Annotated in this window: 25 protein-coding genes; 9 read left to right on the top strand and 16 right to left on the bottom strand. The window is 70.5% G+C overall.

Annotated elements, in window-relative coordinates; translation table 11 throughout:
• Positions 1 to 4: 4 nt before the first annotated feature.
• Positions 5 to 943, bottom strand: coding sequence for an ABC transporter permease (locus tag RPX00_RS41835; RefSeq protein WP_406634057.1), 939 nt, complete (start codon positions 941 to 943; stop codon positions 5 to 7).
• Positions 940 to 3804, bottom strand: a complete 2865-nt coding sequence (locus RPX00_RS41830; RefSeq protein ID WP_406634055.1) for an alpha/beta fold hydrolase — start codon at positions 3802 to 3804, stop codon at positions 940 to 942. The genes RPX00_RS41835 and RPX00_RS41830 overlap by 4 nt, the downstream gene beginning before the upstream one ends.
• A gap of 447 nt (positions 3805 to 4251) precedes the next feature.
• Here RPX00_RS41830 and RPX00_RS41825 point away from each other — a divergent pair, with 447 nt between their 5' ends.
• Together RPX00_RS41825 and RPX00_RS41820 are read left to right on the top strand one after the other, a co-directional pair.
• Positions 4252 to 5217 (top strand): TerC family protein, encoded by a 966-nt coding sequence (locus tag RPX00_RS41825; RefSeq protein ID WP_406634053.1) that lies wholly within the window; start codon positions 4252 to 4254, stop codon positions 5215 to 5217.
• Positions 5218 to 5255: 38 nt separating this feature from the next.
• Positions 5256 to 7184, top strand: coding sequence for an alpha/beta fold hydrolase (locus RPX00_RS41820; protein ID WP_406634051.1), 1929 nt, complete (start codon positions 5256 to 5258; stop codon positions 7182 to 7184).
• On the opposite strand, the gene RPX00_RS41815 is transcribed toward RPX00_RS41820, so the two are convergent.
• From RPX00_RS41815 to RPX00_RS41805, 3 genes are all read right to left on the bottom strand, one after another.
• Positions 7177 to 7833: an RES family NAD+ phosphorylase gene (locus RPX00_RS41815; RefSeq protein WP_116206792.1), complete on the bottom strand. Its 657-nt coding sequence runs from the start codon at positions 7831 to 7833 to the stop codon at positions 7177 to 7179. The genes RPX00_RS41820 and RPX00_RS41815 overlap by 8 nt on opposite strands.
• A gap of 89 nt (positions 7834 to 7922) precedes the next feature.
• Positions 7923 to 8504, bottom strand: coding sequence for a DNA-binding protein (locus tag RPX00_RS41810; protein WP_406634049.1), 582 nt, complete (start codon positions 8502 to 8504; stop codon positions 7923 to 7925).
• A 537-nt stretch (positions 8505 to 9041) separates the two neighbouring features.
• The gene (locus RPX00_RS41805; protein ID WP_406634047.1) at positions 9042 to 10019 is read right to left on the bottom strand and encodes a LacI family DNA-binding transcriptional regulator; all 978 of its coding nucleotides are present in this window, start codon (positions 10017 to 10019) and stop codon (positions 9042 to 9044) included.
• A gap of 92 nt (positions 10020 to 10111) precedes the next feature.
• Here RPX00_RS41805 and RPX00_RS41800 point away from each other — a divergent pair, with 92 nt between their 5' ends.
• Complete coding sequence (locus tag RPX00_RS41800; protein WP_406634045.1) at positions 10112 to 11590, top strand: FGGY-family carbohydrate kinase; 1479 nt, start codon at positions 10112 to 10114, stop codon at positions 11588 to 11590.
• Between the two features lie 61 nt (positions 11591 to 11651).
• Here the strand turns inward: RPX00_RS41800 and RPX00_RS41795 are convergent, their stop codons facing one another.
• Positions 11652 to 12350, bottom strand: coding sequence for a helix-turn-helix domain-containing protein (locus tag RPX00_RS41795; protein WP_406634043.1), 699 nt, complete (start codon positions 12348 to 12350; stop codon positions 11652 to 11654).
• Between the two features lie 38 nt (positions 12351 to 12388).
• Between RPX00_RS41795 and RPX00_RS41790 the strand changes: the two genes are divergently transcribed.
• The 3 genes from RPX00_RS41790 (at position 12389) to RPX00_RS41780 (ending at position 14340) form a co-directional block, all read left to right on the top strand.
• Entirely contained in the window at positions 12389 to 12787 is a 399-nt protein-coding gene (locus RPX00_RS41790; protein WP_406634041.1) for an NUDIX domain-containing protein, read from the top strand.
• Between the two features lie 272 nt (positions 12788 to 13059).
• Positions 13060 to 13467 carry an MmpS family transport accessory protein gene (locus RPX00_RS41785; RefSeq protein ID WP_406634039.1) on the top strand — a complete coding sequence of 136 codons (408 nt, stop codon included), beginning with the start codon at positions 13060 to 13062 and terminating at the stop codon, positions 13465 to 13467.
• A 102-nt stretch (positions 13468 to 13569) separates the two neighbouring features.
• Positions 13570 to 14340 (top strand): ABC transporter permease, encoded by a 771-nt coding sequence (locus RPX00_RS41780; protein ID WP_406634037.1) that lies wholly within the window; start codon positions 13570 to 13572, stop codon positions 14338 to 14340.
• On the opposite strand, the gene RPX00_RS41775 is transcribed toward RPX00_RS41780, so the two are convergent.
• Entirely contained in the window at positions 14316 to 15002 is a 687-nt protein-coding gene (locus tag RPX00_RS41775) for a histidine phosphatase family protein (RefSeq protein WP_406634035.1), read from the bottom strand. The genes RPX00_RS41780 and RPX00_RS41775 overlap by 25 nt on opposite strands.
• Positions 15003 to 15024: 22 nt before the next feature.
• Entirely contained in the window at positions 15025 to 16902 is a 1878-nt protein-coding gene (locus RPX00_RS41770) for a Na+/H+ antiporter (RefSeq protein WP_406634033.1), read from the bottom strand.
• A gap of 60 nt (positions 16903 to 16962) precedes the next feature.
• On the opposite strand from RPX00_RS41770, the gene RPX00_RS41765 reads away from it, so the two are divergent.
• Positions 16963 to 18372, top strand: coding sequence for a carboxylesterase/lipase family protein (locus RPX00_RS41765; protein ID WP_406634031.1), 1410 nt, complete (start codon positions 16963 to 16965; stop codon positions 18370 to 18372).
• A gap of 43 nt (positions 18373 to 18415) precedes the next feature.
• Here RPX00_RS41765 and RPX00_RS41760 read toward each other — a convergent pair whose 3' ends face one another.
• From RPX00_RS41760 to rnhA, 4 genes are all read right to left on the bottom strand, one after another.
• The gene (locus RPX00_RS41760) at positions 18416 to 21055 is read right to left on the bottom strand and encodes a glycosyl hydrolase 2 galactose-binding domain-containing protein (protein WP_406634029.1); all 2640 of its coding nucleotides are present in this window, start codon (positions 21053 to 21055) and stop codon (positions 18416 to 18418) included.
• A 155-nt stretch (positions 21056 to 21210) separates the two neighbouring features.
• Positions 21211 to 21585 (bottom strand): YchJ family protein, encoded by a 375-nt coding sequence (locus RPX00_RS41755; protein WP_406634028.1) that lies wholly within the window; start codon positions 21583 to 21585, stop codon positions 21211 to 21213.
• Positions 21582 to 21935 carry a DUF1801 domain-containing protein gene (locus tag RPX00_RS41750; RefSeq protein WP_406634027.1) on the bottom strand — a complete coding sequence of 118 codons (354 nt, stop codon included), beginning with the start codon at positions 21933 to 21935 and terminating at the stop codon, positions 21582 to 21584. Before RPX00_RS41750 ends, RPX00_RS41755 begins: the two co-directional genes overlap by 4 nt.
• 125 nt (positions 21936 to 22060) lie before the next feature.
• Complete coding sequence (gene rnhA, locus RPX00_RS41745) at positions 22061 to 22540, bottom strand: ribonuclease HI (protein ID WP_406634026.1); 480 nt, start codon at positions 22538 to 22540, stop codon at positions 22061 to 22063.
• 92 nt (positions 22541 to 22632) lie between these two features.
• On the opposite strand from rnhA, the gene RPX00_RS41740 reads away from it, so the two are divergent.
• On the top strand, positions 22633 to 23424 hold the full coding sequence (locus RPX00_RS41740; RefSeq protein ID WP_406634024.1) for a DUF1684 domain-containing protein: 792 nt from the start codon (positions 22633 to 22635) through the stop codon (positions 23422 to 23424).
• Here RPX00_RS41740 and RPX00_RS41735 read toward each other — a convergent pair.
• Both RPX00_RS41735 and RPX00_RS41730 read right to left on the bottom strand, forming a co-directional pair.
• Positions 23417 to 24061: a hypothetical protein gene (locus tag RPX00_RS41735; protein ID WP_406634022.1), complete on the bottom strand. Its 645-nt coding sequence runs from the start codon at positions 24059 to 24061 to the stop codon at positions 23417 to 23419. The genes RPX00_RS41740 and RPX00_RS41735 overlap by 8 nt on opposite strands.
• 287 nt (positions 24062 to 24348) lie before the next feature.
• Positions 24349 to 24597, bottom strand: coding sequence for a hypothetical protein (locus RPX00_RS41730; RefSeq protein ID WP_406634020.1), 249 nt, complete (start codon positions 24595 to 24597; stop codon positions 24349 to 24351).
• A 146-nt stretch (positions 24598 to 24743) separates the two neighbouring features.
• Here RPX00_RS41730 and RPX00_RS41725 point away from each other — a divergent pair, with 146 nt between their 5' ends.
• The gene (locus RPX00_RS41725; RefSeq protein WP_406634018.1) at positions 24744 to 25160 is read left to right on the top strand and encodes a Dabb family protein; all 417 of its coding nucleotides are present in this window, start codon (positions 24744 to 24746) and stop codon (positions 25158 to 25160) included.
• Here RPX00_RS41725 and RPX00_RS41720 read toward each other — a convergent pair.
• A complete protein-coding gene (locus RPX00_RS41720) occupies positions 25147 to 25875 on the bottom strand; it encodes an amidohydrolase family protein (RefSeq protein WP_406634016.1) in 729 nt (242 codons plus the stop codon). The genes RPX00_RS41725 and RPX00_RS41720 overlap by 14 nt on opposite strands.
• Positions 25872 to 26150, bottom strand: coding sequence for a hypothetical protein (locus tag RPX00_RS41715; RefSeq protein ID WP_406634014.1), 279 nt, complete (start codon positions 26148 to 26150; stop codon positions 25872 to 25874). The genes RPX00_RS41720 and RPX00_RS41715 overlap by 4 nt, the downstream gene beginning before the upstream one ends.
• Positions 26151 to 26207 lie beyond the last annotated feature (57 nt).

Raw genomic sequence — 26207 nt, 5'->3', positions numbered from 1 at the left:
CGGCTCAGCTGGTGACGTCCTTCCGCGCGAACCGGCGGCCCGCCAGCAGCAGGAACACCGTCGTGTAAAGGACCGACGACAGCACCCCGCTGGCCAGGTTCGTCCAGTCGATGTCGGTGGAGATCAGGTCGATCCAGGCGAACGAATAATGCGTCGGCAGATAGTTCCGCAAGCCCTCCAAGGCGGTGATCTGGTCGAGGATCTGCGACAGGATCGCCACCAGCACCGTCCCGCCGACCGCGCCCAGCGGCGCTTCGGTCGACACGCTCAGCAGCAGCGCGAGCCCGGCGACCCAGGCCAGCTGCACGACGATGTACACAGTGGACATCAGCAGCGCCAGCAGGCTGTCGCCGAAGCTGATCGCGTCGCCGGTGGGGCTGATCGCGTCGCCCGCGCCGTACCAGATGACGCCGACCAGCAGCGAAACCACCGGCAGCAGCACCAGCGCGGCGGTCGACAGCAGCCCGGACACCACGGCCTTCTGCCGCAGCAGCCGATGCCGCGGCACCGGGATCGCCAGCAGGTACTTCAGGCTCGACCACGACGATTCGCTCGCGATCGTGTCGCCGAAGAACAGCGCGACGATCATCGGCAGCAGGAACGTGCCGGACACGAAGAACGCGAGCACCACGAAGTTCGGCGCGCTCGCCGTCGCGAGGTCCACGAACCCGCCGGAGCGGCGGTTCGGATTCGCCTGCCCGATCTGAAACGCCACCACGAGGATGAACGGCAGCACCGCGACGAACGCCAGCACCAGCTGGGTCCGCCGGCGGCGCAGCTGCCGTTTCAGCTCCACGCTCAACCGCAGCGTCCGGTCGGCGCGGTAGCCGGCCACCGCGCCGTCCGGGCCGACCTCGGCCGGTTCCGCGGTGGCCAGCTCGCTCAGCTCCTGCAGTGCCGCCGGATCGGTGTGCACCCCGCCGGAACCGTTGCCCTCGCTCATGAATCCTCTCCCACCAGCTGCAGGAACGCGTCTTCGAGCCGGCGGCGCGGCCCGGCCTGCTCGACCGCGACCCCGGCGCGCACGAGCGCCGCGACCGCGTCGGCGCGCGGCAGCCCGTCGAGGTTCGCGTGCACCAGATCGCCCTCGGTCTCGATGTCCGACACCCCGCCGACGCTCTTGAGCGCCGCCGCGGCCGCCGCCGCATCGCCGACCCGGAACGTGGCCTCGCCGCTCGAGGCCGCCAGCTCGCCGACCTCGCCCGAGGCCACGAGCCTCCCGCGGTGCATGACCACCACGTGCGAACACGTCTGCTCGACCTCGGCCAGCAAGTGGCTCGAGACGACGACGGTGCGCCCGGTGGCGGCGTAGCGCTGCAGGACCTCCCGCATCTGGTGGATCTGCGGCGGGTCGAGCCCGTTGGTCGGTTCGTCGAGCACCATCAGCTCCGGCAGCCCGAGCATCGCCTGCGCGATCGCGAGCCGCTGCCGCATGCCCTGGCTGTAGGTCTTCACCCGCCGGTGCACCGCGTCGCCGAGCCCGGCGATCTCCAGCGCCTCGGTGAAGTGCGCCTTCTCGACCGGCCGCCCGGTCGCGGCCCAGTACAGCTCCAGGTTCGCCTTGCCGGACAGATGCGGCAGGAACCCGGAGCCCTCGACGAACGACCCGATCCGCGACAGCACCGGCGCGCCCGGCGTGATCCGGTGGCCGAACACGCGGATCTCGCCCGCGGTCGGCGTGATCAGGCCCATCAGCATCCGCAGCGTCGTCGTCTTGCCCGCGCCGTTCGGGCCGAGCAGGCCGAGCACCTGGCCCGGTTCGACGCGGAACGACAGGTCCTGCACCGCAGTGAAGCCGCCCGCGTACTGCTTGCGCAGCCCCTTGATCACCAGCGGCGTGTCCGCGAGTTCCGGGTCGACGTCGTGCGCCCGGCGCCGCCGGATCACCGCGACCACGACCACCGCGATCGCGACCAGCAACGTCGCGCCGATGCCGATCAGCTGCCCGACCGGAAGCGGAGCGCCGACCGAAGCGCCCGGCACCACCGGAACCGCGAGCGCCGCGCCGGGCGCGAGCCCGACCCGGAACACTCCCGGCTGCGCCGGCACCGAGTACGCCTGATCCGTCGTGCCGACGACAAGCCGCAGCGAATGCCCGGCGTCGATCGGCCGCACGACGCCCGGCAGCGTCACCGTGACGTCGACCGGCGTCCCGTCGGCGGGCAGCCCGGTGACCCGGAACGGCGCGACCGCGTTCGCGGGCAGCACGCGAGTGCCGTCCTGGCCGACGTCGTAGAGCTTCGCGAACAGCACGGCTTCCGGCTGCGGATGCGCCGGATCCGTCGCGACCTGAAGCCGCACCGTGCTCGAACCGGACAGGAGCACCTGGCTGCCGAACGGCGCGGTGGCGAACTGCGCGGCCTGCCCAGGCGGATCGCTGCTGAACAGCGGAGCCAGCCGCGAGGTGCCCGACGCGAGCGCGTTGAGCCCCGGAATCCCGCTCACCGCGGCCGGATTCGCCCCGGCGGGCCGGATCACCGGCTGCGCCGGACCGCTGAGCGCCACTTGCTTCCGCTCGGTTCCGGCACCGTTGAGGCCCGGGTACGCGGCGGCGTTGACCGTCCGCACCGACGGGGTTCCGTTGGCGCGCAACGTGCCCTGGACGTCGTAGCTGAAGCCGTGGCCGGGGTCCCCTTGTCCGGTCAGCGACGACCACAGGAAGTCGCCGATCTTCGCGCGCAGCTGCGGTCCGGGGATGCCGCCGTCGTGCCCGCCGGTGTACCAGATCGTGCGCACCGAACCGCCCGCCGCGGTGATCTGCCGCGCGGTGGCGTCGGACTGGTCGAGCCCGAACAGCGTGTCGCTCTCGCCCTGGACGAGCAGCGTCGGCGCGGTGATCTTGCCGGTGACCGACGCGGGGGAGACGCGGTGCAGCAGCGCGACCGTCGCCGGGCTGGCCTTGCCGGTGGTCGCCAGTTCCGCGTACGCCTGGCAGACCTCCGCGGTGAACCGGCCGCACGGATCCGCGGACGGCCGCTCAGCCCGTGCCCCGGCTGACGGGGCGGCTTGCGGTGCGGTGCCGCCGCTGTTTCCCGCCGTGCTGCCGTTGTCGTTGGTCTTCTGCCCCGCTTCGGGTGCTTCGGCGGACGGCGTGCTGGCCGCGGCCGCGCCCGAACCAGCGGAGAAGAAGATGCCCGCCCAGCTCTTCTTGAAGACGCCGTCCGGGGAGAACGCGCCGGCCGCCGGAGTCTTCGCCGACGGATCAGCGGCCGCCGCGGCGTTCGGCACGAGAGCCTGGCCGAGGTCGTTGTAGGTGATCACCGGCGCGAGCGCGCGCACCCGTTGATCGGTCCCGGCGAGCAGCAGCGACAGCGAACCGCCGTAGGACGCCCCGGTCACCCCGATCTCAGGCGCTCCGCCGGAGCCTTTCGCCACGTCCTGGCTCGCCGCCAGCCGGTCGACCAGCCTGCGCGCGTCGGCGACCTCGCGGTCCGGATCGTTCAGCCCGATCTTGCCGGTGCTGTGCCCGAAGCCGCGCGCGGACCAGGCGAGCACCACGAACCCGCGCTGGGCCAGCTCGCGCGCCTGCGGGTCCACACTGGACTTGTCGCCGCCGAAGCCGTGCGCGAGCAGCACGGCGGGCGCGGGCGTGTGTTCGGGGTAGTAGGTCGTGGTGTCGATCCGGACCTGATCGGGTGAACCGGGACCGGCGGGCATCGCGACGAACGCGTCCTGGGTCCGGACCGGCGCGGGACCGCGGTCGCGGGTCGCCCAGACGGTCACCGCGGCCGCGGCGACCAGCACCACGGCGGCGACGGCGACGAGCCGGGAGCCGCGGGTGCGGGGAAGCGGGATTCGGGGCACGAAGCGACGTTATGACGATTTTGCTGAGAGAGTGCACGCGGGCTCACACGGATTAGACATGGGTTCACTCGCTGGAGGGGGTGGGGTGGGTGGCTGGCTGGGTTCGTGGGTGAGTTGGTTGTGGGTGTTTTTGGAGAAGGACGTCACCCGAACTGTGTTTGATGGCACCGGAACCACCACCGCGGGATCGCGCCGGCTGAAGGCGATCCCGCGCGCGCCGGCGGAGCCGGCGCCATCAACACGGTGACTTGGGCAACCTCGGCTGGCGTTTGCGGGCTGTAACCGGCACACTGAACGCGCTGTGAGGGGAGTATTCCTTCGCGGCGGTGTCGTCAGCACGGTGATCCGGCGAGCATTCGCCGAGGTCCCCGGCACCGTCGGCCGGTTCGCACCGGCGGGAGAGACCTCCGGTTAGTTGCTGCTGCGCACTATCCGGAGGTTTCCGATATGACCGTCCCCCTGTGGCTGTGGTTCGCGACAGTCGGCGGGCTGCTCGCGCTGATCGCCATCGACCTGGTGATCGTCGACCACAAGCCGCACGAGGTGACCACCGGCGAGGCCGCGCGCTGGGTGATCTTCTACATCAGCTGCGCCGTCCTGTTCGGCGCGGGCATCTGGTTCTTCGCCGGGCACGACCCCGGGGTCCAGTTCTTCACCGGGTACATCACCGAGTACTCGCTGAGCGTGGACAACCTCTTCATCTTCATGATCATCATGACCTCGTTCAAGGTGCCCGCGATCCACCAGCACCGCGTGCTGCTCGTCGGCATCCTGCTCGCGCTCGCCATGCGGAGCGTGTTCATCGCGGTCGGCGCGGCGCTGATCAACCAGTTCGTGTGGGTGTTCTTCGCCTTCGGCGGCGTGCTCATCTGGACCGCGATCAGCATGCTGCGCGGCAACGGCGAGGAAGAGGAGTACCACGAGAACGCGCTCACCCGCTGGGTGCGCAAGCTGTTCCCGGTCACCGACGATTACCACGGCCACAAGTACCTGGTGAAGGAAGGCGGCAAGCGGAAGATCACCCCGATGCTGCTGGTGATCGTCGCGATCGGCTCGGCCGACCTGCTGTTCGCGGTGGACTCCATCCCGGCGATCTTCGGCATCACCCAGGAAGCGTTCCTGGTCTTCACCGCCAACGCCTTCGCGCTGATGGGCTTGCGGCAGCTGTACTTCCTGCTCGGCGGGCTCGTCACGAAGCTCGTCTACCTCAGCTACGGCCTCGCGGTGATCCTCGCCTTCATCGGCGCGAAGCTGGTGGTGCACGCGCTGCACGAGTACCACCTCGCCCCGGACTGGCTGGACATCAACAACTGGATGTCCCTCGGCGTGATCGTCGTGGTCCTCACCGTCACCACGGTGCTGAGCCTGGCGAAGGCCAAGCGCGACGAACAGCGGGCGGTCGAGGCCAAATAGGTCGTTTGCCTTGCTAAGGATCGGGTACGGTCGTCGGCATGCTTCCTGCCGACATCGAAGTCCTCGCCGTCCCCGGCCGTCCCGCGCTGCGCGGTGACCTCCTGCTCGCCGCGGTGAGCAGTCCCGACCTGGAAACCGACCAGTACCGCAGCGCGATCCGGCGGATCTCGCTCTCCGGCGGCGACAAGCCGTGGACGCACGGTCCGCGCGATTCCGCCCCGGCGATTTCGCCGGACGGCCGCTGGGTCGCGTTCCTGCGCGCGGGCGAAGGCAAGGGCGCCGAGGGCAGCCCGCAGGTGCACGTGATGCCTGTCGGCGGCGGCGAATCCCGGAAGCTCACGTCGCTGCACCTCGGCGCGGACGCGCCGGTGTGGGCCCCGGATTCGCGCTGGCTCGCGTTCACCGCGCGGGAGGCCGAGCCCGGTCGCTACGGCACCGAGGACGCCGACGAGCGCACGCCGGAGCCCGCCGCCGAGGCGCCGCGGCTGATCACCCGGCTCGACTACCGCATCGACAACATCGGCTTCCTGCGCGACCGTCCGAAGCGGTTGTTCGTGCTCGACACGTTCGAAGAGGGCGAGCCGGAAGCGGTGACGCCGCGCGATTACAGCGTCAGCCAGCCAGTGTGGACACTGGACGGCGAGCGCGTGGTCGTCGTCGTGCCGCACGACTTCGACCGCACGGAAACGCGCGAGCACGACCTCGTCGCGTTCCCGGTCGACGGCGGCGAACCCGAGGTGCTCGCCGCCTGCGCCGGGTATGCCGATCAGCCGGTGTACGCGCCGGACGGCACGCTCTACTTCTTCGGCTCGTCCCATGAGGACGGTGTCGTGGTCGCGTCCAACTTCGGCCTCTACGCGGTCGTGCCGGGCGGAAACCCGCGGCGGCTGACCGATGTGGAGACCGTCGACGTCGAATACGGCTCCGGCCCGGCGATTCCGCTCGGCAACGAGGTGCTGGTCGCCGTGCGCAACCGCGGCGCGGTGGAGTTGCGCGCGGTTCCGGCGGACGCCGACGGCGCGAAGCTGGCCGACTTGCGGGTGCTGCACGCCGGTCATTCGGCAGTCCACGGATTCGCGGCGGACGGCGATACTGTCGTCGCGGTAGTGGCCGGTCCGGACACTGCGGGCGAGCTAGTGGTGCTTGGCGCGGACGGCCCGCAGGTGCTCACCGATTACTCGAAACCGTTGCGGGACAAGGGTCTCTGCGAGGTCGTGGAGCTGGAAACGACCGCGCCGGACGGATACCCGGTGCACGGCTGGCTCGTCCTGCCCGAAGGCGACGGACCGCATCCGGTGCTGCGCGTGGTGCACGGCGGGCCGTTCGCCCAGCAGGAATGGACAGTGTTCGACGAGGCGCAGGTCTACGCGTCAGCCGGGTTCGCGGTCGTGCTCGGCAACCCGCGCGGCTCGGCCGGATACGGGCAATCGCACGGTACTTCGGTGGTGCACAACCTCGGCACGGTCGACGTCGACGACGTGCTCGCGCTGCTCGACAAGGCGCTGGAGCGGCCGGATCTCGACGCGTCGCGGACCGGCATCATGGGCGGTTCCTACGGCGGGTTCATGACGAGCTGGGTCGCTGCCAAGCATCCGGACCGGTTCCGCGCGGCGTGGAGCGAGCGCGCGGTGAACGCGTGGGACTCCTTCGCGGGCAGCTCGGACATCGGCTACTACTTCACCGAGGGCTACGTCGGCGCGGACCCGGAGGAACAGCGCCGTCGCAGCCCGCTCAGCTACGCCGCCGACATCCGGATCCCGTTCGCCGTCGTGCATTCGGAGCAGGACTGGCGATGCCCGCTGGAGCAGGCGCAGCGGCAGTTCGTCGCGCTGCGCCAGGCCGGCGTCGAAACCGAGTTCCTGCTGTTCCCCGGCGAGGGGCACGAGCTGACCCGCTCGGGGAAGCCGCGCCACCGCGTGCAGCGGTTCGAGGCGGTGCTGGCCTGGTGGGCGCGGCACCTCAGCTGAGCAGCGTGTAGTTCAGCTCCTCGCACACCCGGCCGAGCGGCACGTCGAGCCCCGGATGGTCCAGCGGAAGCAGGACGTCCGGGGCGATCGGCAGCGCCGCGCCCGCGGGCGGGTCCCACAGGCACACCGAGGGCTTGCCCGCGTCCATCGACGAGCGGTACCAGAGCCCGTCGAGGTCGGGCATCGCGCCGCGGATCGCCCGCGCCCACGCCTGGGTGATCTTCTTCGGGCCGCTGGAAATCTCCTGCGACGCGCCGACCCTGGTCGGCCACAGGCCGGTGAGGTCGAGCAGCCGCAGCACCCGCGTCGGGCGCACCACGACCAGCCGGGGGCCGCGCGTCGTGCGGTCCACAGTGGAGGTCGTCTGGAACACCTCGGCGACGCTCGTGCGCACGGTCAGGCCGAAGTACAGCACGCCGTTGCCGGGGTCGGTGACCGGACGGCCGCCGCGGCCGGGCGGCTGCTGGTCGAACCGGCCGTGCGGGAGCGGGCCGGTGTAGCGGAACGTGTTCCACTGCTGCGGGTGGTTGCCGTGTGCGGTGAAGATGCGGACCAGCCGGGTCTCGGGCTGCACCGAAACCACGTCGTGGCTGCGGTCCAGCCCCTTGACCAGAGCCGACCGCGCCGGAGGCGAGGGGAGCCGGGCCATGCGGGGGAGGTTGTCCGTCCTGTGTCGGGGCAGGGGGCGGGCCGGCGCACGGAGGGCGGATCGGTGCGCGGGCGGGGAGGGTCAGCGGATCAGAACGGCGAGCCGAGCGTGGCGACGAGCCGGGCCACCTGCTCGGGGTCGCCGCCGGCGAGCAGCCACTGCCGCGGCGTGGCGGGCCGGTCGCTGATCACCAGGTCGGACTGCGGGGTGTTCATGAACGCCGCGACGACCAGCGCGGGCTGGTCCTCGGGCACCGCGCGCAGCACCGTTTCGAGGCCGGGCAGCACGCCCGCGCCGTTGAACTGCCACGCGGGCAGCCGCCAGCCCTGGTCTTTCCAGCCGGTGAGCCTGCCTTCCTTGAGGCGGTGCCGGATCCGGCTGTCGTCGACGTTCAGCATTTCGGCGGCCTGGCCGACCGACAGCGCGGAATCGGCCAGCACCGCGTGCGCGGCGACGGTGCGCGCGCGGAAGTCCGGCTCGCCCTCGCCGCGCGGGCTGAGGTCGAGGCCCGCGTCGGCGAGCGCTGCCTGCTGATCGGGGGAGAAGTAGTGCGAGGGGTCGGGGTTGGGCGGCGACAGCCTGCGGGCCGCGTCCTCCACGAGCGTGAGGAACTCGTTAGCGTCGGCCTTGAGGCCGGCTCTGGCGAGAACGTTCTCCAGCGCTATCGACATACGCTCAGCGTAGCGCGTGTGTGCGGGTTCGTGCGGTTTCTCGCCTTTTTGTGGGTGAATTCACCAAAGATCGCCACGCATCGCACAGAAGTAAACACGATGTGTAGGCGATGTCGGGACAGTCTGCCCCGCACCGGGTGGCTTGTCCAGGCTTTCGAGTGCTTGACACTCCCGGACCGCCGATTTACGTTGCGAACGAGTAATCGGTTTCCCGCCCTCGGGTGTGGCCCGTTGCTCCGCCGTCCGCGGCGGAAGCTGGGGGACAGGGGGTGGGGCGTGCCTGGCGGTCCGCCGGAAATCCGGCGGGCCGCCAGGCACGTCGTTTCCCTTCGCGGTGCGCGGCTGTTGGCCGGATTCCGCGGTCGCTGCCTTCGCTTGTCGCTGATTTCGCCGCGCGTGATTCGCCGCTCGCCGGTGCCGGATTTCGCCCGGCATGATTCCGGCGCGGACCCGCCGTGACCGGCCGCGGTTCGCGGACGTCCGCCCGGGCCTCGTGAACTCGCTGCCCGCCGGGTTCTTTCCGGCGCCGGGAGTGCGTCAGCGGTGCGAGCTTCGCCGTTCGATCAGCTGCGCGTCGAGGGTCGTGGTGACCGGCGCGCGGGTGCTGTCGGCGATGCGGGCCAGCAGCAGCTGCGCGGCGACCCGGCCGATCTCGTACGCGGGCTGGGCCACGACGGTCAGCGGCGGGTCGATCAAGGTCGTCCACGGGGCGTCGTCGAAGGAGACGATGCCGACGTCGCGGCCGGCGCGCAGGTTCCGGGCCGCGAGCGCTTCGAGGACCCCGATGGCCATCGTGCTGTTGGCGACCAGCAGCGCGTCCGGCGGCTCCGGCGCGTCCAGCAGGTCCCCGGCGGCGTGCCGGGCGCCCTCGGCCCGGTATTCGGCGCGGCGGTACACCGCGTTCTCCTCGCCGACCGCGTCGAAGTAGCCGGAGAGCCGGTCGTCGGCGGTGCGCACGCCCGGCGGCCCGGTCAGGCACGCCACCCGCCGGTAGCCGTTCGCGACGAGGTGCCGGGCCGCCTGCCGGGCGGCGCGGCGGGTGTCGACGAGGACCTGGTCGCCGTCGGTGCCCGGCAGCGGCCGGTCGACCGCGACCACCGGGGTGCCGAGCCTGCGCAGCCGCGTGACGTTCGTGGCCGCGCCGGTCGGGGAGAGCAGCACGCCCGCGACGCGTTCCTGGAGCGCGACGTCGAGGTACCGGCGTTCCTTGTCCTCGTTCTCGTCGGAATTGCAGAGCACGACCGAATACCCCGACACCTGCGCGAGATCCTCGACCCCGCGCGCGATCGAGGTGAAGAACGGGTTCTCGACGTCGGAGATGATCAGCGCGAGCACCGCGGTCTCCTGGCGGCGCAGATTCCGCGCGAGCCCGTTCGGGTGGTATCCGAGTTCCTCGGCCGCCTCGAGCACCCGCGCGGCGAGTTCGGGGTCCACTGTGGACTTCCCGTTCAGCGTCCGCGACACGGTGGCGGTCGAGACGCCAGCCCTGGCGGCGACGTCGCTGATCGTGGCCACCGCGCCTCCTCGTCCTGGTTTCCTTGACACCCCGGTGACCGCAGAATACCGTCCCGGTAATCGTTTACCGTCCGCTTACCGGGGGTGCTGCGTTGCAACCGGGCCCGTTGCTCGGCATCGACATCGGCACGTCCAGTGCGAAAGGCGTCCTCGTGGGTGCGGACGGCACTGTACTGGCGCGCGCCGCCCGCCCGCACGGCACCTCCCGTCCGCGGCCCGGCTGGTTCGAGCACGACGCCGAAACGGTGTGGTGGGCCGCGTTCGCGGACCTGGCGCGCGAATTGCTGGCGGGCGGCCAGAAACCCGCCGGGCTCGCGGTGAGCGGCATCGGCCCGGTGCTGCTGCCCGCCGACGCCGACGGCCGCCCGCTGCGCCCGGCGATCCTGTACGGCGTCGACACCCGGGCCGGCGCGGAAATCGCCGAGCTGACCGCCGAACTCGGCGAAGAGTCCATTGTGGAGCGTTGCGGCAGCGCGCTGTCGAGCCAGGCGGTCGGCCCGAAATGGCGGTGGCTGCACCGGCACGAGCCGGACGTCGCCGCGCGGGCCCGGCAGTTCCTGATGGCGAGTTCGTATCTGGTGCGGCGGCTCACCGGCGAATACGTGCTCGACCACCATTCGGCCAGCCAGTGCGACCCGATGTACGACCTGCGTGCGGGCGGCTGGGCCGAGGACTGGGCCGCGCTCGTCGCGCCCGGGGTCGAGTTGCCGCGGCTCGCCTGGCCGACCGAGGTGGTCGGCACGGTCACCGCCGAGGCCGCCGCCGAGACCGGGCTGCCGGCCGGATTGCCGGTCACCTGCGGCACGATCGACGCGTGGGCCGAAGCGACCAGCGCGGGCGTGCGCGAGCCCGGCGACACGATGATCATGTACGGCACCACGATGTTCCTCGTCCAGGCTGTCGCTGAGGCTCGCCCGGTGCCCGGATTGTGGGCGACGCGCGGGGTTTTCCCGGGCAGCTACTCGCTCGCCGCCGGAATGGCGACGTCCGGCGCGATCACCGACTGGCTGCGCGAACTCTTCGACGGCGATTTCGCCGAACTGGTCGCCGCGGCCGGTCGCGTCCCGGCCGGGAGCCGCGGGTTGCTCATGCTGCCGTACTTCGCGGGCGAGCGGACGCCGGTGCCGGATCCGTTGGCACGCGGGATGATCGCCGGGCTGACCACCTCGCACGGCCGGGCGGACCTGTACCGTGCGGCGCTGGAGGGAACGGCTTACGGCGTCCGGCACAACCTCGCCGCGATGGGCGAACCGGCGCGCCGCTTGGTGGCTGTCGGCGGAGGCACCCAGGGGCGGGTGTGGACGGGCATCGTGAGCGACGTGACCCGGACGCCGCAGCATCTGCCGACGGAAACTGTCGGCGCGTGTTTCGGGGACGCGTACCTGGCGGCGGTGGCGATCGGGCTGGAGCCGGACATCGAGGCGTGGAACCCGGTCGCCGAGGTGCTCCAGCCGGATCCGGCCAGGGCGGACCGGTACGACGAGTTCTACGCGCACTACCGCGCGCTGTACCCGGCTACCGTGGAGACGGCGCATTTCCTTGCGCGGCAACAGGATCTCGCGGCGGAGTAGCCCTCGTGAGCGGCTATGCCGGTTAGAACCGGCGTAAACACGCACGAGGCCTGCTCGGCCACTACCGCGCCTTTCCCGCGCGGGTAAGTGTCGTGGCGAAGTAGGCGCCCGGGGTGAGGCCGGTGAGCGCACGGCATTCGCGGGTGAGGTGCGGCTGGTCCGCGTAGCCCGCGGCGACGGCCAGGTCGGCGAGGGTCGTGGTGGTGGGGGCCAGGGCGATGGCCCGTTGGAGGCGGAGGACGCGCCGGTAGGTGGCCGGTCCGTAGCCGACCGCGAGGGTGAAGAGACGCCGCGCCTGCCGTTCGCTCCGGCCGGTTTCCGCCGGAGGCTGTGCGGGACCGGCTAGCTGCGTCAGCATCCGTTCCACCACGGGGTCTGCCGTGGCCGCGCGTTCCGCCGCCACGTCCGCCATCGCGTCGGTGAGGTCGCGGCCGCTCAGGATTTCGTCGGCGAGCGCGGCGCCGCGGCGGTTCCAGAGGTCGGCCAGCGGGATCCGGCTGTCGCGCAGTTCGTCCGCGCCGACGCCGAGCATCGCGGCCGCCGCGCCCGGCTGGAAGCGCAGCCCGCGCAGCCGGGCGCCGGGCGGGAACATCGAGGTCCACGCCACCGTGTCCGGGCCCGCCACGAAGACTTCGCCGTGGCCGGCGACGAGGTCTACGCAGCCGTCCGGGACGATCCGTTTCGGGCCGCGCTCCACCGACTCCCAGCCGCACCGCACGAGGCGGCGCAGCGGGACCGGCGGCGGGCATTCGCGGTACACCCCGAGATCATGCCTCGCGGGTACGACAGAATGCGCCCATGACCCCGATCGACACCCTGGCCTGGGTCCACGTGCGGGACCGGCGGCTGCTGTCCGTCCGCACCAGCGGCAAGGAAAAGTTCTATCTCCCCGGCGGCAAGCGCGAACCCGGCGAGGGCGACGTCGAGGGGCTGTGCCGGGAGATCCGCGAGGAACTGGGCGTCGCGCTCGACCCGCTGAGCTTCCGCTTCTTCGCGCTGCTCGACGAGCAGGCCGACGGGTTCGCCGACGGCCGCCGCGTCCGGATGACCTGCTACACCGCCGACCACACCGGCGAACCGGAGCCCTCGGCCGAGATCGCCGAAGCCGCGTGGCTGCGCGCCGCGGACGCCGCCTCCTGCCCGCCCGCCGGACAGCGCGTGCTGCGGATGCTGTCCGAGGCCGGGCTGGTCGACTGATCACCCTGCGTCGCGAGGGGTGTGCACGAGCGTTATCGGCATCGTGCGTGGTGACCGTACTCCTGTGCGACCAGTCGTTACCCCCATCAGGGTGAAATGGGACAGGTTTCTCCGGGTTGGCTAACGCCGTGTAACGGTCTGGCGAAGAACCAGACGTCGCACTCGCGGGAAGTGCGCTCGAGAAGAGAAGACCTCTCCATGGGTGTTCCTGGCGCGACCCGGCCCACGGCGGTTCGGGGGATTCGGGCAGGCTGCGGCCGCTCGGGAGCGCGGTGGTCGTGATCGGCGTCATCGCCGTGGCGGTCACCGTCGCGTGGTACGTCATGCCGAAGGCCACGCCGGACGACCGGCCTGCGCCGGCCGCCGCGGTGCCGTCGGTGACCGTCGAGCCGGCGACCGCCCACGAGGTGACCCGCACCGTGGTCTACGAACTGACCGGCGGGGACCTCGCGCACAACCTCACCTACGTCGCGAACGGCGGCGATCTCGAACAGCAGGCCGAGGTGCATCTGCCCTGGTCGGTGACGGTGCAGCGGAAGGTTCCCGCCGAACAGCCGGTGTTCAGCAGCCTGGTCGCGCAGAGCGCGGGGGCGCTGCTGTGCCGGATCCGGGTGGACGGGCACGTGGTCGCCGAGAAGTCGGTGGCGGGGGAGGGTCGGCAGCTCAGCTGCAGCGCCTGACCCGCAGCTTGCGACGGTCCGTGAAGGACTCCTTGAAGGACTCAGATTCCCTCAAGGAGTCCTTCACGGACCTCTGCGGGAGCGTGCGGCAGGATCGCCGTCGTGAACGGTGCGATCGGGTTCGGGCCCGCGCTGATCGCCGTGCTCGTGGTGCTGACGCTCGCGGGCGCGGCCGTCGTCCGGTTCGGGCAGCTCGGGCAGGGCCGGGCGGTGCTGATCGCGGCGGTGCGGGCGGTCGCGCAGCTCGCGCTCGTTTCGCTGGTCATCACGGTCATCCTGCGCTCGGACTGGCTGACCGGGCTGTTCGTCCTCGTCATGTTCGCCATCGCCGCCGCGACGTCCGCCAGCCGGATCGGCGCGCCGAGGCGGATCGGGTGGGTCGCGGTGGCGCTGGCGTCCGGTGTCGTTCCGGTGCTGGCGCTCGTGCTGGGGTCCGGAGTCGTGCCGGCGAAGCCGATCTCGGTGGTGCCGATCGCGGGGATCGTGATCGGCGGGTCGATGACCGCGACGTCGCAGGCAGCCCGTCGCGCGCTCGATGAACTCAAGCAACGGCGCGGCGAGTACGAAGCCGCGCTGGCGCTGGGTTTTCTGCCGAGGCACGCCGCGCTGGAGATCTGCCGCCCGTCGGCGGGGCACGCGTTGATTCCGGTGCTCGATCAGACCCGGACGGTCGGCCTGGTGACGTTGCCGGGCGCGTACGTCGGCGTGCTGCTGGGCGGGGCGAGCCCGCTGCAGGCCGGGACTACGCAGGTGCTGGTGCTGATCGGGCTGCTCGCCGCCGAAGCGGTGGCGGTGCTGGTGACGGTGCAGCTCGTCGCGGCGGGGTTCCTCCGCCGCGACGAGCGGGCTCAGCCGAGCGGGGCGCTCAGGTGAGAGCGGTCGTTGAACCCGCGGATCAGCCAGTTGTCGCCGTGCACCACGAGGTGCGAGATCGATCCGTTGTCCGCGCCGAGAAACGCGAACCGTTCCAGCGCGCGGCTCGCCTGGGCGAACACCTCGCCGATCACGCCGCCGTGGGTGAACACCGCGACTCGCTGGTCCGGATGCGCCGCGGCGACGCGCGTGAGCGCGGCCCGGATGCGGCGGCCGAATGCTTCGTCGGATTCCGCGCCCGGAAGGACGTCCCAGCGCTGCTCTTCCCACAGCTTCTGCGCCAGCGGATGCCCTTCGGCGGTGTGCTTGCGGAACAGCCCGTTTTCCCATTCGCCGAGGTGGATCTCGCGCAGATCCGGTTCGACGACTGGGGTGAGGCCGAGCTTCTCCGCCAGCGGTGCCGCAGTCTGTGCGGTGCGCCGCAACGTGGTCACGTACAGCGCGTCGATGCGTTCTGAGGCCAGTCGTTCGCCCACGCGCGCGGCGTGGTCGCGGCCTTCCGGCGCGAGGTCCGGGTCGGCCTGGCCGTCGACGAGATCGAACGGCTCGCTGAGCCGTTGCGGCATCGATTCCCCGTGGCGCACCAGGAAAATCTCGGTGGCGCCCGAGGGCGGGCTGAAGCGGTGCTGGCGGTACTCGACTTCCTGTTCGGGCGTGCTCATGCCCCGACCCTAACCGGTCGGCTCAACCGAGTTGCTTGTCCACGAAGCACCATCGCCAGGTCTCGCCCGGCTCGAAGCTGCGCATCACCGGGTGCAGGGTTTCGTGGAAGTGCTGCGACGCGTGCTTGCCCGGCGACGAATCGCAGCAGGCGACGTGGCCGCACTTGAGGCACATCCGCAGGTGCACCCAGGTCATCCCGGCCTCGACGCATTCGGCGCAGGAATCCGGGGAACTGGGTTCCTTGTCCGGCCATTCGTGGCTGAGGTGCTTGCAGGACCCGGCCGTGGCGGCGGGGGTGCTGAGTTCGCGTTCGGCCACCGGTGGTTCCTCCTCGTCGCGGTCGAGCATGGATTCTTCGATGTCGAGCCGGGCCAGGACGCGGCGCAGCACGGCGTCGTCGGCGGTGCCTCCGTCGCGCGCCTTCAGGAACTGCTCGCGTTCGGCTTCGAGCAGCTGGACGCGCAGCCGACGGTAGGCGTCGCTCGGGGTTTCGGCGAGCGCGCTTTGCCGTCCGAGCTGTTCCCACGCGGCGTCGGACCGGCCCTGCAACCGGTCGCGCAGCCGTTCGATCACCTCGGGCGGGTCTTCCGGACGCCGCAGTTCTTCGAGTTTCGCGAGCGCGACCCGGGTCATGTCGTGCAGCACGGCGGCTTCCTGCAACGCGTCCTCCGCCGGGTCCGGACGAGGCAGCCGCAGCCGCCGGATCAGCGGCGGCAGCGTCATGCCCTGCACCACGAGCGTCCCGGCCACCACCACGAACGCGGCGAGCACGAGCACCGCGCGCTGCGGGGTGTCCGCGGGCAGCACGAACGCCGCCGCGAGGGTGACCACGCCGCGCATCCCGGCCCACGCGATCACGGCGGAATAGCGCCACGGCCAGACCTTCCCGCGTTCCAGGCCCAAGGTGTTCAGGACGCGTTTCACCACGCCGATGCCGGCCATCCAGAGCATCCGGGTGAGGATGGTCGCGGCGAGCACCGCGGCGCAGATCCCGACGAGCTGCCAGAACGACAGCCCGCTCTTGCCGACCTCGTGCAGGATTCCCCGCACCTGCAGGCCGATCAGCAGGAAGACCATGTTCTCCAGCAGGAACTGGACGGTCTCCCAGTTCAGCCTGCTCGCCAGCCGCGACGGCCCGGACTGGATCCGCGGTGTCTGGTGTCCCTGGATCAGCCCGGTGACCACCACCGCCAGCACGCCGGAGCCATGCACCGCCTCCGCGAGCAGGTAGGCCGCGAAGGGCACCGCGAACGACAGCGCGGTGTCGGTGAGCGTGTCCTCCAGCTTCGCGCGCACGTACGTCACGATCAGCCCGACGAGGAAGCCCACGACGATCCCGCCGACGGCCGCGAGCAGGAAGTCGAGACCGACCTGCCAGAGGCTGACCGCACCGGCTATCGCCGCGATCGCGGTGCGCAGCGCGACGAGCGCGGCCGCGTCGTTGAAGAGGCTTTCGCCTTCCAGCAGCCGGACGAGCTTGCGCGGCATCCCGACGCGCCGCGCGACCACGCTCGCCGCCACCGCGTCCGGCGGAGCGACGACCGCGCCCAGCGCGATCCCGGCGGCCAGCGGCAGTCCGGGCACGACCAGCCAGGCGACGAGCCCGACGCCGAACGCGGTGAACACCACCAGCCCGACCGACAGCAGCGCGATCGGCCCGCGCAGCTTGCGGAACGCGACCAGCGACGTCTGGATCGACGCCGAGTACAGCAGCGGCGGCAGCAGTCCGATGAGGACGATCTCCGGATCGAGTTCGTACTGCGGCACCCCGGGGATGAACGACACCCCGACGCCGACCGCGACCAGGCACAGCGGCGCCGACCAGTCCATCCGGCGCGCGACGACGGTCACCAGGAGGACCGTCAGGACCAGCGTCACCAATTCCGCGGCGATTTCCACCGCGTAATCATCACCCTGCGGCCCCGGAGCACGCGCGGGGACCGGCGTTAGGCTGCGATCGTGACGACGGTGGAGACGCGGGCCGGTGCCGTCCGCGGCGAGGTGCGGGACGGGGCCGGGCTTTTCCTGGGGGTGCCGTTCGCGGAACCGCCGGTGGGGGAGCTGCGGTTCCGGCCGCCGGTGCCGGTGGCGTCCTGGGCCGGGGTGCGCGACGCGACGGAGTTCGCCGCCAAAGCCCCGCAGCCCGACGTGACCGGGAAACGCTTCATCGGCGACGAGGACTGCCTGTACGTCAACGTCTACGCGCCCGAAGCGCCCGGCTCGTACCCGGTGCTGGTGTGGATCCACGGCGGCGGCGGAGTGATGGGTGCGCCGCAGCAGTTCGACGCGTCCGCGTACGCCCGCAGCGGCGTGGTCGTGGTGACCGTCGGGTATCGGCTCGGGGTGCTCGGCCTGCTCCGGCTGCCCGGGGTTTCGGACGGGAATCTCTCGCTGCACGACCAGGTGCTGGCGCTGGAATGGGTCCGTGACAACGTGGCCGCGTTCGGCGGCGACCCGCGGCGCGTCACGCTCGCCGGGCAGTCGAACGGCGGCCGCACTGTCGGGACGCTGCTGGCGGTTCCGGCGGCGCGCGGACTGTTCAGCCAGGCGATCGTGCAGAGCGGCACCGGCGTCGGCTCCGTCGTGCACACGCCGGCTGAGGCGGAGGACGTCGGCGAGGCAGTGCTGGAGGAGCTGGGAGGCGCGGACCTGGCCGCTTTGCCGGTGACGGAGATTTTGGCCGCGCAGCAACGGGTGACGGCTCAGCTCGGCACGCTCGTGCCGTACCGCGTGGTGGTCGACGGGGATCTCCTGCCGCGACGGCCCGGCGAAGCGGTCGCGGACGGCGCGGCGCGGGAGGTCCGGATCCTCACCGGAACCACGGCCGACGAGCAGGACCTGTTCTCCTGGCTGCAAACCGGCGGCGCGAAACTGCTCGGCACCGGCTCGACGATGCTCGAACCGGACGTCATCGCCCGGATGACCGAGGCGTACCGGGAGCTGCTGCCGGACTGGCCGGAGGATCAGCTGGTGAACCGCGTCCGCACGGCGGGGGACTGGTGGCTGCCGTCGATCCGGCTCGCCGAATCCCAGCACGCGGCGGGCGGAACGGCGTGGATGTACCGGCTGGACTGGCGGATCGCGCCGCGCGGGAAGGGCCTCGGCGCGGCGCACGGGGTGGACCTGCCGTTCGTGTTCGACGACGTCCGCAACCCCAACTGGCGCTTCCTGTTCGCGATCGCCCGGCCGGATCCGGAGCGGCTGCGGGCGATGGCGAAGGAGATGTTCGAGACGTGGGTCCGGTTCGTGGTGGCGGGGGACCCGGGGTGGGCGGCTTACGAGCCGGGGGATCGGGTGACGCGGGTGTTCGACGACGTCAGCGTGACGGTGTCGGATCCGGATGCGGAGCAGCGGAGGTTGTGGTCGTGAGTGGCAACCCCGGTTAGAACCGGGGTTGCCACTCACGAGGCACTCAGCCGCGGACGGTCTGCGTGCCGGTGTTCCAGCCCGCGACCCGCACCGACGGCGCCGAACCGTGCAGGTCGGCCGTGCGGTAGGTGGCGGTGAGCGTCACCGATTCACCCGGCCACAGGCTGACCTGGTTGTCCGACCAGGACACCGGCAGCACCGGCGTGCCCGTGCTGTCCACCATGTGCGTGTCCACCATGAACGCCGGAGTCTTGCCCGACGAGGTGTTGGTGAGCTTCACCGTGGTGACGGTGGTGCCGTCCGGGCCTGGCACCGACGTGGCCGTGGTGGCCACCTTCGCCGCGCCCAGCTTCGACAGCCCGGACAGGTCGGCATACGACGAGGTCGGCGTGTAGTACCAGTCCGACTTGCTCCAGTTCAGCTTGTCGTCCTTGGTGGACAGCCAGTACACGTTCCGGCTGACCTCCTTGCCCGCCGAATCGGTGAGCACCAGCTTCGCCAGGTAGGTGGACGAAAGCCCGCTGACCGAACCGATGTCGAGCGCCTTCGCGTGCGCGCCGCCGCCGTTGACCGACAGGTCCTTCTTGGTCTTCGAGAACTTCTTCGTGCCGTCGGTGTTGAACAGCTCGACGGTGGCGGTCAGGCCGGACGCCTTCTTCGTGGTGGAGTTGACCACCTCAGCCGATTTGGTGTCGTACGAGTACTGGATGTGCAGCGGTTCGTTCGCCTTCTTGGCCCCGAAGTAGGAGCCGTTCTGGTCGAGGTAGGCGTCGAACAGCTGCCAGTGCAGCGACGTCCAGCCGCTGTTGAGCATCCAGTAGATCAGCCCGGTCGAAGGATCCTTCGAATCGGTGAAGTTGCGGGAGTGCGATTCGAACTCCGCGCGGACGTTCTCGTACTGCGCCAGCTGTGCCTTGCGGACGAAGTCGTCCAGGCCGGTCGGCTTGCCGTAGCGGCCGGCCAGCGCGTCGCCGAAGATCTTCAGGTTGGCGAAGGTCTCCGACTCGGAACGGTGGTACTGCGGCGCGGCCGGGTTCTTCCAGAGCGTTTCCAGCTCGGCGGGCGTCATCATCCGCTTGAGCGTGTCCATCGTCGGGATGTCCGGCCCGGCGCTGGTCTCGGAGTTGAAGTTCCACGCGCCGCCCGCGTCCTTGTGCGCCTTGTCGTACCAGTAGTTCGGCGGGACGTAGTCGTACGGGCCGTTCATCTTCATGCCGGACGGGCCGAGCTTCGGCGAAGCCTTGGCCGACGCCGCGGAGATCACCGCCGCGGGCCAGTCCGCCGCCGACAACGCGTCGAGGTAGCCTTTTTCGATCCGCGCGTCGGGCGCGAAGTCGCTGCCGATGTGGAAGGACAGCACGCTCGGGTGGTCGCGCAGCCGCTCGGCCTCGGCGGTCATCGACGCCTTGGCGACCGGGTAGTCCGCCTCGGTCCACGGCTCGCCCTTCTCGTCGCCGTTGACCTGGCCTTCCCACTTGTCGCAGCATTCCCAGCCGGGCATGGTCAGCACGCCCATCCGGTCCGCGAGGTCGAAAAACGCGTCGGGTTCGATGTGGCCCTCGAGCCGCACCGTGTTGAGCCCGAGGTTCTTGACGTAGGCGAGCTTGTCCGCCGCCCGGCCCGCGTCCCAGCGCAGCAGCAGGTCGGGGGACCAGCCGCCGCCCTTGATCATCAGCGGCTTGCCGTTGACGACGTACTGCCGCCCGCCGCTGGAGTTCAGCGGAGCCTTGACGTCGCGGATGCCGAAGCTGGAATGGCTAGCGTCGGACGTGGTCCCGCCGACGGTCGCGGTGAGGTCGAGCTGCTGCATCGGCTGCCCGCCCATCCCGGCCGGCCACCACACCTGCGGCTTGTCGACGCCGACGACCGGGAACGAGACCGTCTTCTTCTCGTGCGCGGCCAGCGAAACTTCCTGGCTCACCGGCCGTCCCGCGACCGTGCCGGACACCGTGGCGCGGACCGCCGCATCGGAGTCGTTGCGGACGTCGGCCTTGGCCGTGAGGTCGGCGTGGTCGAGCGCGGGCACGTTCAGCTTCGTGACCACGTGCGCGCCGCGGAGCGCGACCGGCCCGCTGTGCCGGACGACGACCTCGCGCGCGAGACCCATGTTCTGGTCCGGCGGGGTCTGCGCCCAGTCGATCCAGCCCATCGACAGGTCGTTGTTCGGGTCGTTCGGGTAGACCTTGAACGCGACGCTGTTGACGCCCTCGTGGACCTGCTTGGTCACGTCGAGGTCATGCCGGGTGTAGGGGCCGTTGACCTCGTCCTTGGTCGCGACGCGGGTGCCGTTGACCCAGACGTCGGCCTTGGACAGGACGCCGCTGACGTCGAGGTAGGTGCGCTGCGACGGATCGGCGACCTTGATGTCGGCGCGGTACCACCACGGCACCTTGAAGTCCGCGGCCGGCACGTTCTTCATGTTCGTGGAGTAGAACGGATCGGAGTAGCGGCCGTTGGCGAGCAGGCCCGCGTAGACCGTCGACTGCGAGCCGACCGGGTACCAGCCCTTCGCGTCGAAGCCGGGCTTCGACACCGAGGCGTCGTCGGGCACCTTGGCCGAGGACTGGATCAGATAACCGGGAATCGCGGCCTGACCGGGCTCGGGCCCGGCCGAAGCGGCCCCGGCGACACCGGGGATCAGTGCCGCGGTCAGTGCGGCGACTGCTAACAGCCGTCCGGGCATTCTTGGCCGGCGTGGGGTCACGAGCGGTCCTCCTCGGGCTCCTGGCGGCGGCGATTGTTAGTAAAGTTCCTTAACGATTGCCGGTGATGGTAGCCGTCCGGAGCGCCCGGGAACAGACCTCGCCGGGTGCTTTTCGCCCGATTTTCCGCCGGGGTTCAGAGCGCGTCGACGTAGTACCAGCGGCCGTCCTCGCGGACGAACCGGCTGTTCTCGTGCTGTGCCTCGTCGTGGCCCTGGTAGCGGTAGTGCGCGCGGAACTCGACGGTGCCGTCGTTCTGCAGCAGCGAGCCGCCGGTGCTGCCGAGGATCTCCAGCCGGGTCCACTCCTGTGCCGGGTCGAGCCGAAGCCGCTTCGGGCGGGTGTCCGGATGCCAGGTGTCGAGCAGGTAGCCGGCCTCGCCGACGGCGAACGCGCAGTACCGCGACCGCATCAGCCGCTCGGCGGTCGGGGCGTGCTGGTCGCCGCGGTGGAACCGGCCGCAGCAGGCGGAGTAGGGCTCGGGGAGCCCGCAGGGGCAGGGTTTGGTCACGCCGCTGATTCTGTCTCCAAGGCGAGAGCCTGCTGTACCCAGGCGGCGATCTGCTTGGCGTCGACGTCATCGGCGCTGCGCAGCTTCACGTGGGCCATCTCGCGGGCGCTCGGTTCGAGGCCGCCGCCGTCGATCAGTTGACCGCGCCAGAACGCCAGCGTCACGTACGAGCTGTACGCCTTCGCGAGGCAGACCGGGTTCTTGCCTGCCTTCCAGGTGGGCGCGCCGTGGTACAGCGCGGCCGGTTCCGGCATCGCGCCGTCAAGCACGGGCAGCAGGGCGGCGTAGACCTCGCGGAGCGCTTCCGGCTGAGCGGCAACGTACTCGGCGACGGTCGTGAACTTCGGCATGGGCTTTGGTCCTCTCGGCTTTGGGTGCTGCCCAGCCTGCTTGCCGATCATCTGAGTTGTCAAGAATAATTTTCTTGTCGGTGAGGGACTGGCGTACGGGGAAGCCCCCAGTTCAGAATGTCGGGTCAGCCGCGGGCCCGGCGCACCCCGGCCGCCGCGGCCTCCTGCGAACCCTTCACCGCGAGCTTGTCCGCGCGCTCGTTCTCCGGAAGCCCGGCGTGCCCCTTGACCCACAGCCACTCGACCTCGTGCCGCTCGCAGGCGGTGTCGAGGCGCTGCCACAGGTCGGCGTTCTTGACCGGCTGCTTCGCCTGCGTCTGCCAGCCGTTCTTCTTCCAGCGCGGCATCCACTGCAGGATGCCGTTGCGGACGTACGTGCTGTCGGTGTAGATCCGCACCACCGACGCGCGGGTGAGGCTTTCCAGCGCGCGGATCGGAGCCATCAGCTCCATGCGGTTGTTGGTGGTGACGGTGTCGTCCGCGCCGTACATCTCGCGCTCGTGCTTGCCGTAGCGCAGCAGCGCGCCCCATCCGCCCGGTCCGGGATTGCCGCTGCACGCGCCGTCGGTGTAGATCTCCACGGCTTGTTCCGTCTGCTCCGCCACCCGGGCGACCTTACCGTTCTCACGTGGTGGGAGCCGGAATGCCATGCCGGGCCCGGCGTTGTGCCCGTCGACACGAGCGGAAGGGATCCGACATGGCGGTGGAATTCGCGCAGGCGTGGCAGGACTGGAAGGCGGAACGGGAGAAGACGCTGGCCGACCCGTACGGCTGGCTGGCGCTGGTGTCGCTCGACTGGCTGGAGGACTCGCCGCGGACCTACCCCGGCCTGCCCGGCCGATGGTGGCAGGACGCCGAAGCCGCCTACGTCGACCCCGATGGCGGGGAGTTGCGGCACGAAGGCGCTTTGCTGACCGATGTCCACCGCTTCGAGCTGGTGAACAGCGGTGCGGGCACCCGGGTGACGGCCGGCGACGTGGAGATCGAGATCGCCCGCCGGTCGGGCTACCTGATCCGCGTGCACGACCCGAAAGCCCCAGTGCTGCACGACTTCCACGGCGTACCCGCGTACGAACCGGACTCGGCGTGGGTCCTCACTGGCCGCTTCGAACCGTTCGACGAACCCCGCCCCACGACTGTCGGCGCGGTGGTGGAAGGACTGTCGCATGTCTACACGGCACCCGGCCGGGTGATCTTCGAGCGCGACGGTGTCGAGCATGCGTTGACGGCGTTTAATGGAAAGTCCGGCAGCGGCTACAACATCCTCTTCACCGACAAGACCAGCGGCGTGACGACCTATGCCGCGAACCGTTCCCTCTCGGTCGGCGAAGCGGCCGCGGACGGGACGGTGACGCTGGACTTCAACCGGGCAGTGAACCTGCCGTGCGCGTTCACGGACTTCGCCACGTGCCCGTTGCCGCCGGAGGGCAATCACCTGCCGTTCGCGGTGGAAGCGGGGGAGAAGCTGCCTTACGAACGGGTCAACTGATCGGATCGGCGCTGTCCCCGGCCAGGAGCAACTGGGGCACTTGAGCGAGTGTCCAGCCGGACCCGGCCGGGGTCAGCACCCAGACGACGTCGAACCGACTGTCCGGCCACTTCCGCGGCGCGACTGCCCCGAACGCGGCCACGATCGCGGGAATCTCCTCGTGCTGCCAGCTGATCAACGTCGGTTCGGTGCGCCGCGCGACCTCCTCGGCGAGCGCGCTTTCACTGCCCTTGGCGTAGGTGGTGAGGACGGTTTCGCCGAGCCGTTCCGCCAGCGGAGCGACAGTCTCGCGGGGCCGGGTGCCCTCGCCGCCGCTGCCTCCTGCCGCGTAGACCGCGGTCGGCCGGGCGAGCCCCGCACGGACAGTGCCTGACGCCGGGGCGAACAGTTCCACCAGAGCCCCGGCCCGGGTCCAGCCACGGACGGTCAGGGAGTGGGAATCGGGGCTGCCGTTGACGTCGATCCCTTGCGGGCCAGCGGAACCGGACGGTTTCTCGGCGTGCCGGATGATCATCACCCGAGCCGTGCCAGGCTGACCGGGCGGCACGGCCGCTTTGGCTTGCTTCGCCGCGCAACCGGTGATCAGCAACGCCGCACTGCCCGCCGCTCCGCTGAGCAACGTCCGCCGTGATGTCATGCCGCTCCCTGAGTTCCGCGCCGCGAAAGTTGACCTCCGTCTGAGTACTCGCCGGAGACCGGCTGGGCAACGCGCCGCGCGTGGTTGCGGCCGAATTCCCTTGGCGGGCTTGGGATTTTCCGCATCTTCCTGGCTGGTACGGGACAAAACGACGGGGAGCCAGAGCGGGTCGCCATCAGGTTGCGGGAGGCGATCGCTGCGCACGTCCAGATCGGCGCGGGCATGCAGGGAGGACTCGTCCCGTTTGGTGTCGATGACCTGGTAGAGCCCGATGAAGTCATCGTCGCTCATTGCTTAGAACCGAGGAGCAGCACTGTCTCCCACTTGATCGCGCGCTCGTTCTCGGCGTCGGCGAGGGCGGCCAGGCCCTCTTCGAGAGCAACCGGCAGGGCACCCCGCCGGGTGGCAGCGATGCGGTAGCGCTGAGCCGTTCGTTGTCCCACCGCGCGGTGGGACGAGGCCGCGGCACCCAAGAGCACGGCGGTCAGCGTCAGCAATTGCTGGACAAAGGGCTCATCGGCGAGAACAGCCACCATCTTCCTGCCTCGGCCGGGAACGCAGCTTCCCGCGCCAGCCGGTCCGGATAGGCGACTTTCACCGACGCGAATGGCCAGGCACCGCTGGCAATCTCGACCCCGTCAGCGAACGAACGCTCTGGCCACTCGCCCGGAAGGAAAGCCCGATGATCTATCACGGCAACCGTTTCACCATCAAACCCGGCACCGACCCCGCCCAGGTCGAGGCAGCGCTGGAGAGCCTGCGCAACCAGGGGCGGGCCGTCCCGTCGGTGAAGTCGTTCGTCGTCGGCCGCGACTACGGCGGCGAGTACGAATGGGGCGCCACCTTCGTGATCGACGACCTCGACGGCTACTGGGAGTACCTGGTCCACCCCGCGCACCTCGCCACCGACCGGATCGGGCTGCCGCTGGTCGACAAGTTCATGTCGTTCGACATCACCGACGACCCGGACCCGGACCTGGGCAAGAAGATCGCCGCACTGCACCAGCGCCGGTTCGACAGCATGGCCGACATCGCCGACCTGGTCTCGAATCTGGGCGAGTACATCGGCAGCGCCGCGCCCGCGGTCACCGAAGGGTGAAGACGCGCTCCGCGTTGAGGTGGCTGATCTTGGCCCGCTGCGCGTCGGACAGCGGCGCGGATCGGAGGAAGGCCATGGCGTCGGCGGTGTCCTCGTAAGGAGCGTCGATGGCGAAGAGGATGTTGTCCTCGCCGACCGCGTCCAGGGCGAGCGCGAGGACGGCCGGGTCGTCGATGCCGCTGGTGGTGATGACGAAGTTGCGGCGAAAGTACTCGCTCGGCGTGAGCCGGAGCTTCGGCATCGCTCCCGCGGCACCCTGGATGCGAGCGGCGAAGGCATGGCGGTTGTCGATGCGCTTGAGCCAGTACGGGATGCCTTCGCCGAGGTGGCCGAGCACGATCGTGAGGCCTGGGTAGCGGTCGAACACTCCGCTCAGAATCAGCCGCATGGCATGCAGGCCGGCTTCGGCTTGGTATCCCCAGACCGCGGCCTGCATTCCGTACGCGTCGTACGGCGCCAGGACGCTCGGGAACCGCGGGTGCAGGTAGATGGGCGCCTTCGCGGCTTCGGCCGCTTCGAGCAACGGGGCGAACTGCGGCTCGTCGAGGTACCGGCCTTCGGTGTGGGAGTTGATCATGATGCCGTGCAGCCCGAGCGGCCCCATGACCCGCCCGATCTCGTCCGCGGCGGCGGCCGGATCCTGCGGTGCGACAGTGCCGAGGGCACCGAACCGGTCCGGGCGTTGCCGCACCAGGCTGGCGAGGGAGTCGTTCACCGCACGGGCGAGCGGACGGCGTCGGCTGCGGGGTAGGGCTGGACGCCGGGCGGGTTGATGCTCAGGACAGCCATCTCCTGACCCGCGGCGTCCATGGCAGCGATCCTCGCGTCGAGGTCGGTGAGCGCCGACCGCAGCGGTCCTTCGACCATGCGCATGAGGCCGACTTCAGTCCGGTCGCCCTCGAAGACGTCGAGACCGTGTGCGGTGTCGAGGAACTGCTCGGTGGCGACATGCTCCTCGACAGCGATGACGCGCGGCGGGTGATTGATCATCTCCCCATTGCACGACTGCTTGCGGCTCGTGTCCAAGTCGCGTTCGGCATCGCACGA

The sequence above is a fragment of the Amycolatopsis sp. WGS_07 genome (assembly GCF_045278895.1).
GTDB lineage: Bacteria > Actinomycetota > Actinomycetes > Mycobacteriales > Pseudonocardiaceae > Amycolatopsis.
This window is presented reverse-complemented; position numbering and strand designations above follow the sequence as displayed.